Annotated in this window: 10 protein-coding genes; 2 read left to right on the top strand and 8 right to left on the bottom strand. The window is 67.6% G+C overall.

All coding sequences use genetic code 11. The annotated features are described in order from the left end of the window. Position 1 precedes the first annotated feature (1 nt). The 5 genes from ispH to murJ form a co-directional block, all read right to left on the bottom strand. A complete protein-coding gene (ispH, locus tag ACSAMQ_RS02675; protein WP_435394164.1) occupies positions 2-952 on the bottom strand; it encodes a 4-hydroxy-3-methylbut-2-enyl diphosphate reductase in 951 nt (316 codons plus the stop codon). A gap of 143 nt (positions 953-1,095) precedes the next feature. Beyond that, entirely contained in the window at positions 1,096-1,593 is a 498-nt protein-coding gene (gene lspA, locus ACSAMQ_RS02670) for a signal peptidase II (RefSeq protein ID WP_435394163.1), read from the bottom strand. A gap of 83 nt (positions 1,594-1,676) precedes the next feature. Further along, entirely contained in the window at positions 1,677-4,535 is a 2,859-nt protein-coding gene (gene ileS, locus ACSAMQ_RS02665) for an isoleucine--tRNA ligase (protein ID WP_435394222.1), read from the bottom strand. 89 nt (positions 4,536-4,624) lie between these two features. Beyond that, positions 4,625-5,632 (bottom strand): bifunctional riboflavin kinase/FAD synthetase, encoded by a 1,008-nt coding sequence (locus ACSAMQ_RS02660; protein WP_435394162.1) that lies wholly within the window; start codon positions 5,630-5,632, stop codon positions 4,625-4,627. A 130-nt stretch (positions 5,633-5,762) separates the two neighbouring features. Further along, the gene (gene murJ / locus ACSAMQ_RS02655) at positions 5,763-7,397 is read right to left on the bottom strand and encodes a murein biosynthesis integral membrane protein MurJ (RefSeq protein WP_435394161.1); all 1,635 of its coding nucleotides are present in this window, start codon (positions 7,395-7,397) and stop codon (positions 5,763-5,765) included. A 127-nt stretch (positions 7,398-7,524) separates the two neighbouring features. Between murJ and rpsT the strand changes: the two genes are divergently transcribed. Continuing rightward, positions 7,525-7,794, top strand: a complete 270-nt coding sequence (gene rpsT / locus ACSAMQ_RS02650; protein WP_031371909.1) for a 30S ribosomal protein S20 — start codon at positions 7,525-7,527, stop codon at positions 7,792-7,794. Between the two features lie 298 nt (positions 7,795-8,092). On the opposite strand, the gene cgtA is transcribed toward rpsT, so the two are convergent. From cgtA to rplU, 3 genes are all read right to left on the bottom strand, one after another. Beyond that, the gene (gene cgtA / locus ACSAMQ_RS02645; RefSeq protein WP_435394160.1) at positions 8,093-9,160 is read right to left on the bottom strand and encodes an Obg family GTPase CgtA; all 1,068 of its coding nucleotides are present in this window, start codon (positions 9,158-9,160) and stop codon (positions 8,093-8,095) included. A gap of 190 nt (positions 9,161-9,350) precedes the next feature. Beyond that, positions 9,351-9,611 carry a 50S ribosomal protein L27 gene (gene rpmA / locus ACSAMQ_RS02640; protein WP_435394159.1) on the bottom strand — a complete coding sequence of 87 codons (261 nt, stop codon included), beginning with the start codon at positions 9,609-9,611 and terminating at the stop codon, positions 9,351-9,353. A 12-nt stretch (positions 9,612-9,623) separates the two neighbouring features. Further along, on the bottom strand, positions 9,624-9,944 hold the full coding sequence (gene rplU / locus ACSAMQ_RS02635; protein ID WP_031371912.1) for a 50S ribosomal protein L21: 321 nt from the start codon (positions 9,942-9,944) through the stop codon (positions 9,624-9,626). A gap of 356 nt (positions 9,945-10,300) precedes the next feature. On the opposite strand from rplU, the gene ACSAMQ_RS02630 reads away from it, so the two are divergent. Next, the gene (locus ACSAMQ_RS02630; RefSeq protein WP_435394158.1) at positions 10,301-11,767 is read left to right on the top strand and encodes an OmpA family protein; all 1,467 of its coding nucleotides are present in this window, start codon (positions 10,301-10,303) and stop codon (positions 11,765-11,767) included. The last annotated feature ends 892 nt before the right edge of the window (positions 11,768-12,659 follow it).

Below are 12,659 nucleotides of genomic sequence, written 5' to 3'. Positions count from 1 at the left end.
CTCAACTCACCAATTGCAGGCGCAGTTCCTTGGGCAGGGCGAAGACCATGTTCTCGGGCTCCCCTTCTAGCTCGTTGACGCGCTCGGCGCCCAGCTCGCGCAGGCGCTCGATGACCCCCCGGACCAGGACCTCGGGGGCCGAGGCGCCGGCGGTGATGCCGATGCGCTTGCGGCCGCGGACCCAGTTCGGGTCGATCTCGACGGCGCCGTCGATCAGGTGGGCCTCGACGCCCTCGCGCTCGGACAGCTCGCGCAGGCGGTTGGAGTTGGAGCTGTTCGGCGAGCCGACCACCAGCACCAGATCGCAGCGCTCGGCCAACTGGCGCACGGCGTCCTGGCGGTTCTGGGTGGCGTAGCAGATATCGTCGTGGCGCGGGCCCTGGATCGCCGGGTACTTGGCGCGCATGGCCTCGATCACCGCACGGGTATCGTCGACCGACAAAGTGGTCTGGGTGGTGTAGGCCAGATTCTCGGGCTGGTCGACCTCGAGCGCGGCGACGTCCTCGATGTCCTCGACCAGGTAGATCCGGCCGGAACCGGCCTCGCGCCGCCACTGGCCCATCGTGCCTTCGACTTCCGGATGGCCTTCGTGACCGATGAGGATCACGTCGCGGCCGGCGCGGCAATGGCGCGAGACTTCGAGGTGGACCTTGGTCACCAGCGGACAGGTCGCATCGAAGACCTTGAGGCCGCGGCGTTCGGCTTCCTCGCGCACCGCTTTGGATACGCCGTGTGCGCTGAAGATCACCGTTGCGCCGTCGGGCACTTCGTCGAGTTCTTCGACGAAGACCGCGCCGCGGTGCTTGAGGTCGTCGACCACGAAGCGGTTGTGCACGACTTCGTGGCGCACGTAGATCGGCGCGCCTAGGGTCTCGATGGCGCGCTTGACGATCTCGATCGCGCGATCGACGCCGGCGCAGAAGCCACGGGGGTTGGCGAGGATGACGTCCATGGGGGCTATTGTACTCCCGTCGGGAACCTGCAGTGCCGGGCCCGGTGGCAGGAACTAGGAACTAGGAACTGGACCGGCTCGGCCGTCTACTTACTAGTTGCTCGTTTCCGGTTACTCGTTTCTAACTCCTCGCCCCGCCCCGCTCACTTCTCGCTCTCGGGCTTGCTGAACAAGCCATAGACCGCGATGCCGATCGCGCCGGCGACGATCGCCGAGTCGGCGATGTTGAACGAGGGCCAGTGGTAGTCGCGCCAGTACCACTGGATGAAGTCGACGACGTGGCCATGCAGCATCCGATCGATCACGTTGCCGATCGCGCCGCCGATCACCAGGGCGTACGGAAGCGCGGTCTTCCAGTCGCTGCGCGCGGCGCGCGAGAGCCAATACCCGAGCAGGCCGCTGATGCCGATGGCGAGGATCGCGAAGAAGTACTTCTGCCAGCCGCCGGCGTCGCTGAGGAAGCTGAAGGCCGCGCCGGTGTTGTAGCTGCGGTACCAGTTCCAGAACCCGTCGATCACCGGCACCGCAGTGTACTCGGGCAGCGAATTGAGCACCCAGGCCTTGCTGAGCTGGTCGAGCACGATCACGACGATCGAGACGATCAGCCAGGGCAGTGCGTTCTTGCGGGGGGTATCGGTCATAAGCCTTGGGGTCTACGAATCGGTGCGGAGCCGGTGAAGTGAAGAGCCCGCGCGCCGCCTTGCCGCGCGCGGTCGTGCCGCGGTCAGAACCAGTGCCGCTCCTCGCCCTCGCCGGCGACGTTGCTCACGCAGCGGCCGCACAGTTCGGGGTGTTCGGCTACCGCGCCGACGTCGGCGCGGTAATGCCAGCAGCGCACGCACTTGCTCTTGCTGGTCGGCGCGGCGAGCACAGCGATGTCCTTGATGCCGTCGTCGGCGATCACCTCGACATCGCCGCTGATGAACAGGAAACGCAGTTCCTCGGCCAGCGGCGCCAGCCAGTTCTGGTCGGACACGCCGCAGCGCAGCGAGATCTCGGCCTCGAGCGCGGCGCCGATCTGGCCGGCGGCGCGCATCGGCTCCAGGGTCTTGGCGACGCTGTCGCGCAATGCGAGCAGACGCTCGAACTCTTCGTTCGACAAGGCGGCGTCGGCCGGCAGCAGGGCCAGGCCGTCGTACCAGGTCGCGAACAGGACGTTGTCTTCGCGCGCGCCGTTTTCGGTCTGCGCCGGCAGGTGGCGCCACATTTCGTCGGCGGTGAACGCCAGGATCGGGGCGATCCAGCGCACGAAAGCCTCCGCGACGCGGTACATCGCGCTCTGCGCCGACCGGCGGCCGCGCGAATCCTCCTGCATCGTGTACAGGCGGTCCTTGGTGACGTCCAGGTACAGCGAGCCCAGGTCGACGCTGCAGAAGTTCGACAGCAGTTGCACGATCTCGGCGAAGTCGTAGCGGTCGTAGGCCGAGGCGATGCGGTCCTGCAGTTCGGCGGCGCGATGCACGATCCAGCGGTCCAGCGCGACCATGTCGGCGAGCGCGACCAGATGCCGGCCCGGATCGAAGCCGGCCAGGTTGCCGAGCAGGAAGCGCGCGGTGTTGCGCAGGCGCCGGTAGATGTCGCCGTTCTGCTTGAGGATGCTGTCGGAGACCGACATTTCGGCGCTGAAATCGGTCGCCGCGACCCACAGGCGCAGCACGTCGGCGCCCATCGCGTCGATGACCTTCTGCGGCACGACCACGTTGCCGAGCGACTTCGACTGCTTCTTGCCGTGCTCGTCGACGGTGAAGCCGTGGGTCAGCACCTGCCGGTACGGCGCCGCGCCGTCCATCGCCACGCCGCTGAGCAGCGCGCTGTGGAACCAGCCGCGGTGCTGGTCGGAGCCTTCCAGGTACAGGTCGGCCGGCTTGCGCAGCCCGTCCTGCGGACGCTGCGCGAGCACGCATTCGTGGCTGGTGCCGGAGTCGAACCAGACGTCGAGGATGTCGTTGACCTTCTCGTAGCCCTCGGCCTCGTCGCCGAGCAGTTCCTCGGCGGTCATCGAATACCAGGCGTCGACGCCTTCGCGTTCGACCCGGTCGGCGACCTGGCGCATGACCTCGACCGTGCGCGGATGCGGCTCGCCGGTTTCGCGGCTGAAGAACAGCGCGATGGGCACGCCCCAGTAACGCTGGCGCGAGATGGTCCAGTCCGGACGCGCCTCGATCATGTTATAGATGCGCGCCTCGCCCCAGCCCGGCACCCAGGACACGCCGCCGATCGCGGCGAGCGCGTCGCGGCGCAGGCCCGCCTGCTCCATCGAGATGAACCACTGCGGGGTGGCGCGGAACACCACCGGCGTCTTGTGGCGCCAGCAATGCGGATAGCTGTGCTTGAGCCGGCCGGTCGCGAGCAAGGCGCCGCGTTCGCGCAGCACCTCGAGCAGCAGCGCGTCGATCTTGAAGATGTGCTGCCCGGCGAGCTCGTGCGTGCCCGCCGGCGGCGTCGACGGCAGGTAGCGGCCGCGCGCGTCGACCGGGTTGATCTGCGCGGCGCTGTAGCGCTCGATCAGGCCGTACTTCAGCGAAACCGCGTAGTCCTCCTGGCCGTGGCCGGGCGCGGTGTGCACCGCGCCGGTACCGGCGTCGACGGTGACGTGGTCGCCGAGCAGCACCGGGATCTCGCGCTCGGGATAGAACGGATGCTGCAGACGCAGGCCTTCGAAGGCCTCGCCCGGATGCGAGGACCAGTCGCGGGTTTCCACGCTGTGGCCCTGCTTGAGCGCATCGGCGTTGGCGATCGCGGCGAGCACGCCGCCGGTCAGCTCGCTGGCGACCAGCAGGTATTCCGGGCGCTGGCCCGGCTCCTTGAACAGCGCTTCCTCGCTGGGCTCGATCCGCACCAGCGAATACTCGACCTGCGGGCCCATCGATACCGCCAGGCTGGCCGGCAGCGTCCACGGCGTGGTGGTCCAGATCGGCACCGACAGCGGCGCGCCGTCGTCCTCGACCCCGAACACGTCGAACACGCGCTTGCGGTCGAGCACCGGATAGCGCACGTAGATCTGGGTCGATTCCTTGTCCTGGTATTCGATCTCGGCCTCGGCCAGGGCCGAGCCGCAATCGAAGCACCAGTGCACCGGCTTGGAGCCGCGCACCAGGTGACCGCGCTCGACGATCTTCGCCAGCGAACGGATGATGTCCGCCTCGTAGCGGAAATCCATGGTCAGGTAGGGGTGCTCCCAGTCGCCGATCACGCCCAGGCGCTTGAAGTCGCGGCGTTGCAGGTCGATCTGGGTGGTCGCGTACTCGCGGCACTTGGCGCGGAATTCGGCGGCGTCGAGCTTGTCGCCGACCTTGCCGAACTCCTTCTCGACCTTGTGCTCGATCGGCAGGCCGTGGCAGTCCCAGCCCGGCACGTAGGGCGCGTCGAAGCCGGCCAGCAGCTTGGACTTCACCACGATGTCCTTGAGCACCTTGTTGACCGCGTGACCGATGTGGATCTCGCCGTTCGCATAGGGCGGGCCGTCGTGCAGCACGAAGCTGCGCTCGCGATCCTTCACCTTCTCGCGAATTCGCCCGTACAAGCCTTCGCTTTCCCAGCGCGCCAGGGTTTCCGGCTCGCGCTTGGGCAGGTCGCCGCGCATCGGGAAATCGGTCGCCGGCAGCAACAAGGTGCTCTTGTAGGGATTGGCGGGAGCGGATTGGCTCGGGTCTTTGGCGGTCACAGCAGCTCTCATGCAGGTGTTTGGGTCGCTGCCGCGAGCGGGCCCGGCAACGGCGCGACGGCGCGTTGCGAGTCCAGCCGCAGCAGACCGCGCGCCTGTTCGGCGTCGCGGTGCATTTGCTCGGTCAGCGCCGGCAAGTCGGGGAATTTCAATTCGGGACGCAGGTGGGCGACGAATTCGACCTCGATGCGGCGACCGTACAGGTCGCCGTCGAAGTCGAACAGATGCGCTTCGAGCAAGGGCTCGACCCCGGCGACGGTCGGCCGCGTGCCGAGGCTGGACACCGACGGCCAGGGTCGGTCGCCCATGCCGTGGACCCAGGTCGCGTAAATCCCCGACAAGGCCGGGGTCTTGCCGCCGAAGCGCAGGTTGGCGGTCGGAAAACCGAGCGTGCGGCCGAGCTGCTGGCCGCGCACGACATGGCCGCCGATCGCGTAGCGGCGCCCGAGCCAGCGCGCGGCGGCGGCGAAATCGCCGGCCAGCAGCGCTTCGCGGATGCGCGTGCTGGACACGCGCTCGCCGTCGAGCAAGACCGGTTCGATCTCGTGCGCGGTAAAGCCGCGGCCCTCGGCCGCGCCCTCCTCGCCGAGGCGCCGCAGCAGCGCGATGTCGCCGCCGCGGGCCTTGCCGAAATGGAACTCCGGGCCGACCCAGACTTCGCGCGCGGACAGGCGCTGGACCAGCACCCGGCGCACGAACTCCTCCGCGCTCAGGGCGCTGAGCCGGCCGTTGAAACGCAGCAGGCCGACCTGGTCGGCCTGCAGGGCCAGCAGACCTTCGGCCTTGGCGCGCGGCAGCAGCAGGCGCGGCGGCGGCGCGGCCGGGGCGAAGAACTCGCGCGGCAGCGGCTCGAAACTCAGCGCGACCGCCTCGACGCGCAGAGCGCGCGCGCGCGAAACCGTGTGGCGCACCAACGCCCGATGCCCGAGATGCAGGCCATCGAAGGCGCCGATGCAGACCACACTGCCGTGCGGGCACCGCGGCCCGCCCTCGACGTCACGAAACAGCCTGCTCATTAGTGTCCGGCGTGGGACCCGGACGAACCGGGACATTGCTTGAAGGATGAATCAGGAAGTATAGCCGCCGCCCGCCACTCTCAACGGGGCCGCGGCGGGCGACCCACGATGCCGCCGCGGCGCACGTTGCTCAATGGCCGCGCAGGTCGCGCATGCGGATGCCCTGAAGCCATAGCGCGGCGCCGTAGAACGCGCCGCCGGCGCCGACCACCACCGCGAGCTTCCAGGCGCGCTCCCACCACGGCCAACCGGTCCAGCCGGTCCAGAACCACAGCAGCCCCAGCACCACCACCGTCATCGCCACGCTGGCGACCGCGATCTGGCGCAGGAACCGGCCCCAGCCGGGCTGGCGCGCATAGACCTTGGCGCGGCGCAGGTACCAGGCCAACTGCAGGGCGTTGACCCAGCCGGCGATGGCGATCGCCAGGGCCAGGCAGGCGTGCGCGCCCGGCACCTCGCCGAGCGCGCGGCGCAGGTCGCCGCCACTGCTCTGCAGGGCGGCGCGGCCGGCCTCGGTCAGGTACAGCACCGCCAGCAGCAGGCCCGCGGTCGAGACCAGGTTGACGATCACCGACACCACCGCCGACTTGACCGGGGTCTTGGTGTCCTGGCGCGAGTAGAACGCCGGCGCCAGCACCTTCACCAGCAGGAAGGCCGGTACCGCGATCGATTGAGCCATCAGGCTCAGGCGGATCATCGCGGTGTCATGGGCGGTCAGGCGGCCGTACTGGAACAGCGAGGCGACCAGCGGCTCGGCGCACAGCACCAGCCCGAGGCAGGCCGGCACGCCGATCAGCAGGCACAGGCGGAAGCCCCAGTCCAGGCCTTTCGAGAAGCCCTGCGGGTCGGTTGCGGCATGGCGCTTGGACAGATGCGGCAGGATCACCGTGCCGATGGCGACGCCGAACATGCCCAGGGGGAACTCGAGCAGGCGGTCGGTCAGGTACAGCCAGGTCACGCTGCCGGCGATCAGGAACGAGGCCATCGCGGTGTTCAGCAACAGGTTGACCTGGGCCACCGAGGAGCCGAACAGGGTCGGCACCATCAGCCGCATGATCTTGCGCACGCCCTCGTGCGAGGCGCCCCAGCGCGGCCGCGGCAGCAGCCCCAGCTTGGCCAGCGCCGGCAACTGGAAGCCCAGTTGCAGCACGCCGGCGAGCAACACGCCCCAGGCCAGCGCCAGCACCGGGTTCAGGCCCATCGGGCTGAACACCCGCTCGGCACAGACCGCCGCGGCGATCATCGACAGATTCAGCAGCACCGGCGACAAGGCCGGGATAGCGAACTTCTCGTAACTGTTCAGGACCCCGCCGACCAGCGAGGCCAACGAGATGAACAAGGCGTAGGGGAAGGTGATCTGCAGCATCTGGGTGGCCATCCGGTACTGCTCGCTGCCGGGCTCGAAGCCCGGGGCGAACAGCGCCATGACCCAGGGCGCGGCGAAGATCACCACCGCGGTCAGGACCAGCAGGAAGGCGCTCAGGGTGCCGCTGACCCGGTCGATCAGCTCCTTGACCGCGGCCTGGTCGTGCTTTTGCTTGTATTCGGCCAGGACCGGCACGAAGGCCATCGAAAACGAGCCCTCGGCCGACAGCCGGCGCATGAAATTGGGGATCCGGAAGGCCACGAAGAACGCGTCCATGGCCGGACTGGCCCCGAAGACCACCGCGTAGACCTGGTCCCGGACCAGACCGGAAACCCGCGAAATGAAGGTCATCGCGCTGAAAATGGCCGAAGACCGCAGCAGGCCGCTACCCTTGCTCATCGCCGGCCCCCGCCCCAGTTGACGCAACCCACTGAATCGCCCATACTTTTGGGTCTGATTTTCCGTAACTGCATTTCACCGCCCAGTTTCATTAACGCTTTTCACCAAATATTCCAGGAATCCACTCGTGGCAAACATCAAGTCCGCCAAGAAGCGCGCCAAGCAGACTGTCGTGCGTAACGCCCGCAACGCCAGCCAGCGTTCGATGCTGCGTACCGCCGTCAAGAAGGTGCTGAAGGCCCTCGGCGAGAACGACGCCGCCAGTGCCAAGTCCGCGTTCGACGTCGCTCAGCCGATCCTCGACCGTTTCAGTGCCCGTGGCCTGATTCACAAGAACAAGGCCGCCCGTCACAAGAGCCGCCTGTCGGCCCGCATCAAGGCACTGGCAGCCGCCTGATACGTCGCTCGCGACGTGACGCAAAAGCCCGGCTTCGGCCGGGCTTTTTCGTTGTGCGGCCGATGCCGCATCGTGCAGGCCGGCGCCGCAGGCGACGGAATGCTTCAGGCGGGGCACGGCCGACATGGCCGGCATCATCGGCGCCGGTGAAGCGACCTTGAAGCCGCGTACGCACGGCGCAGCGCCGCGGCATCGCGCACTCGGGACGCGCGCCTTCGCCCGGGCCGCGCCCACGGCAAGGCCGCGACGCATCGCGCGCCGCGGCCTGGATCGATACGGGTTCCGACGAGCCTGCGGCTCAGGGAACATGGTCGTCGGCAGCGCTCGCGGCTTCCAGGGCGTCGGCGCGCTGACGGTCGAAGAACGCCATCACGTCGCGCATGATCGGCCAGGTGCCTTCGCGGCCGATCGCCGAGACCAGGTACCAGCGATCGGTCCAGCCCAGTTCGTCGATGACCGCCTGCGCGGCGGCCTGTTGCTCTTCTTCCAGCAACAGGTCGGCCTTGTTGAGCACCAGCCAGCGCGGCTTTTCCAGCAGCTCCGGATCGTGCTTGCGCAGCTCGTTCTCGATCGCGCGCACCTGTTCGGCCGGGGTCACGCCCTCCACCCCGCCTTCCATCGGCGCGACGTCGACCAGGTGCAGCAACAGCCGCGTGCGCTGCAGATGGCGCAGGAACTGCGCACCCAGGCCGGCGCCATCGGCCGCGCCCTCGATCAGGCCCGGGATGTCGGCGATCACGAAGCTGCGGTGCGCCTCGACGCTGACCACGCCGAGGTTCGGATACAAGGTGGTGAACGGATAATCCGCGACCTTCGGCGTCGCCGCCGAGACCGCGCGGATCAGGGTGCTCTTGCCGGCGTTCGGGAAACCGAGCAGGCCGACGTCGGCCAGCAGCTTCAGTTCCAGCTTGAGCTCGCGCTCCTCGCCCGGCAGGCCCGGCAGGGCCTTGCGCGGGGTGCGGTTGATCGAGCTCTTGAAATGCATGTTGCCCAGGCCGCCCTTGCCGCCGCGCGCCACCAGCAGGCGGTCGCCGTGCGCGACCAGGTCGCCGATGACTTCATCGGTTTCGACGTTGGTGACCACGGTCCCGACCGGCACCACGATGACCAGGTCGTCGCCGCCCTTGCCGTAGGCCTGCCGCCCCATGCCGTTCTCGCCGCGCTGGGCGCGGAATTGCTTCTGGTGGCGGAAATCGACCAGGGTATTGACGTTTTCGTCCGCCACCAGCCACACGCTGCCGCCGGCACCGCCGTCGCCGCCGTCCGGCCCGCCGAGCGGGATGAACTTCTCGCGACGGAAGCCGATGCAGCCGTTGCCGCCATTGCCGGCGATGACTTTGATTTCTGCTTCGTCTACGAGTTTCATGGGAGCCGGGATTTGAGAATGGGGATTCGAGAATCGCGAAAACAACAGCGGGGACGCCCGGGATTGTAACGGCAGTGAAAGCATCGGGTTTTCGCTTCTGCGAATCCCGCCCCCTCACTCCCGAATCATCCCGGCTTACAAACGAAAAACCCCGCCGAAGCGGGGCTCCTCGCAGTACGTCGCGCCGGAATTACTCGGCGGCGACGACACTGACGGTGCGACGCTTCTTCAGGCCCTTGGTCGAAAACTCGACCTTGCCGTCGACCAGCGCGAACAGCGTGTGGTCGCGACCCAGACCGACGCCGGCGCCCGGATGGAACTGGGTGCCGCGCTGACGCACGATGATGTTGCCGGCTTCGACGGCCTGACCGCCGTAGATCTTCACGCCCAAGTACTTCGGGTTGGAGTCGCGGCCGTTGCGGGTGGAACCTACGCCCTTTTTATGTGCCATGGCGGCTTCTCCTTACTTGTTGTCGCCACCGGCGATGCCGGTGATCTCGATTTCGGTGTAGTGCTGACGGTGGCCCATCTGCTTGCGATGGTGCTTACGACGGCGGAACTTGACGATGCGCACCTTGTCGGCGCGGCCGTGGCCGACGACCTTTGCGGTGACGCTGGCGCCCTTGAGCGCGTCGCCGAGCGTGACGCCTTCGCCGTTGCCGAGCATCAGCACGGTGTCGAACTTGATTTCGCTGCCGGCTTCCACGTCGAGCAATTCGACGCGGAGTTTTTCGCCTTGCATCACGCGGTATTGCTTACCGCCGGTGACGAGAACTGCGTACATGACCAGGATTCCTCTGTAGTTATTTTGGTCGCTGCCGCGCCCAAGCGGGCGGACAGAAGCGGAATTGTAGCGGAGCCAATGGCTTAGGGTCAAATCGCCCCCTCTTGCCCCAGCTCCTGCCCGGCGCCGCGCCCTCGCCCGGCGCGCCGCCCATCCGGATGTGCCTTCTAGTGTGCCTTTAATGTGCTTTCTGAACCATTGACGCCGTTTGCGGCCGTTCCCGGGCCGTTCGTCCGCCGGCCCGCCCCGGGGCGCGAAAAAAACCGTTCGATGGCGCAAATCCGGCTAGGAACGTGATAAATCGGCGATGCGCATCGAATTTCGTGATGCGTATCACATTATTCACGGAAAACACTATGCGCATCGACCTGCTGGACAACCTCATCAGCGACGTCTCCGGCCGCTTCGGCCTCAGTCCCGACCAGGCCCGTCAATTGGTCGGCGTCCTGATCGCCCTGATCTTCGACGAGACACGCGGCAGCTTCGCCGGCTTCGTCCGCCTGTTCGAACAAAAGGGCCTGGGGCGCCTGATCCAGTCGTGGGTCGGTACCGGTCCGAACGAATCGATCAGCGCCGCGCAGGTCGACCATCTCTTCGGCGCGCCACTGATCGGTGCGATCGCCGGCAAGCTCGGCGCCCCGGTCTCGGCCACCGCCGGCGCCATCGGCGGCCTGCTGCCGAATCTGGTCAACGAGTTGACCGAGGGCGGCAAGGCGCCGGCCGGCATTCCGGAAACCCTGAAATCCTGGGTGGCCGGCATCGCCGACTGGCTCGGCGACCTCGGCCGCTTCGGCTGGGACGCACTGGCGGCCGGCGCCGCCGCGGTGGGTGGTGCGGTGACCGGCGGCGCGCGCGCGGTCGGCCAGGCCGCCGACGCTACGGTCGATGCGGCGGCCCACGCCGCCCGCAACACCGGCAGCGGCCTCGGCAAGATCCTGCCCTGGCTGCTGCTCGGCGCCCTGCTGATCGCCGCGTTCCTGCTGTTCAAGGGCTGTGGGAAGGACGAGGCCGTCGTCGCCACCCCGAGCACCGCCCGCCCGGCCTCTTCGACCGCGCCGCTGGCCGCGCCGGCGGCGCGGACCGAGCCACGCTTCCACTTCGAGAATCTCGACGGCAAGGCGAGCGTCAGCGGCCAGTTCGCCAGCGACGCCGAGAAGTCCAAGCTGCTCGATGCTCTCAGGGCCACTTTCGGCGCGGACAACGTCAGCGGCGACATCCGCGTCGACGCCGCGACCGCCCCCGCCGGCTGGATCGACCGGCTGATCGCCCTGCTGCCGGACCTGAGGGCGCGCGGGGTCGAGCTCGACTTCGACGGCGACAAGATCGCCATCGACACCTCGGCGCTGCCGGAAGCCGAGCGTTTCGCGCTGTCGCAGAAGCTGCGCAGCGGCTTCGGCGGCTTCGAGATCAGCGGTCTGTGGGACCAAGCCATGGCGGCGCTGTCCGCGCTCAAGGCCGGCTTCAGCGCCGACGATCTGATCAAGGCACTGAACCTGTCGAGCATCCACTTCGACACCGGTTCGGCCTCGATCACCCGCGACAGCTTCGAGACCCTGAGCAAGGCGGCCGAGGCGATCAAGGCCGCTCCGGCCGGTACCCGTATCGAAGTCGGCGGCCACACCGACAACACCGGCGACGCCGCAGCGAACCTGCAGCTCTCGCTCGACCGCGCCAACGCGGTCACCGCCAAGCTGGTCGAGCTCGGCGTGCCGGGCGAACGACTGGTCGGCAAGGGTTACGGTCAGGACCGGCCGGTCGCCGACAACGCCAGCGAAGCGGGCAAGGCGCAGAACCGCCGCATGGAATTCACCGTGCTCGAATAAGCGTCGAACCGAGCATCCCCATGCACGCGCACAAAGGGCGCCTCGGCGCCCTTGTATTGATCGCCGCCTCGGCGCCCTTTGTGTTGATCGCAGCACCTCGGCGCTTTTGTTCCTGCGCACTTCACGACCCGGCGCTTTCCTCTCCTCAACCCCCCACTTCCGACGCGCAATCCTCGGCCACCAATCAACCCGCGCGATGTTGCGCGCTCGCAACATCGCGCTACCCGGTATCGAAACGCGTTCGCGGCACTGTCGCGCATTCACATCGCGCAATCACCTCGCGAGTTCGCATCGCAACGTCGCAGCGCGCCTCCGCTGCGCGTCGCACGCCGTTGAAAGAACCGCGCATCCGATCAAGAAAAAACCCGGCATCGCGACGCAAAGAGGCCGACACAGTTCACAGTTCCGAAAGAAAATTTGCTCGAGGCGAAAATCCGGGCGACAACGCACACGCCCGCACCGAAGGCTAAAAAACCCTTGATTTACCGCAGCAATCGATCAATGCCGCGATCGCGCCGCGCGCGCGCATCGGCGCCGTCTGTGAGCGCAGTCGCATTCATGCAGCCGTAACGGCGTAAACGACACTTGCACGCACCCACCGGCCTCAATTAGCTTCGATCACGAGCGACACGTTGGGGGTCGCGCGACAAGGAACAGCACTCCGTAGCGCAGCCTCTGCGACGCAGAAGCGCCACGATGATGCCGTCGCGTTGAATTCCAGTATCCCGTGCATGCCGTTCGCTGCCGTCCGCCATACCCGGTTTCCAGCGCTGGAGCTTCGCTCCTGCGCGACAGACGCATTCAACCACCCACTCACGCCGCCCCGCGCGCGTGCAGGCAGACGATTGCGTCTTCGCCACCAAACCCGCGGCCCGACCCGCTCCTGGATGGA

The organism is Lysobacter sp. 1R34A (genome assembly GCF_051217035.1).
In the GTDB taxonomy this organism is placed as follows: Bacteria; Pseudomonadota; Gammaproteobacteria; order Xanthomonadales; family Xanthomonadaceae; genus Lysobacter.
The sequence above is the reverse complement of the archived record's forward strand: the minus strand, read 5'-3'. Positions and strand labels throughout refer to the sequence as shown.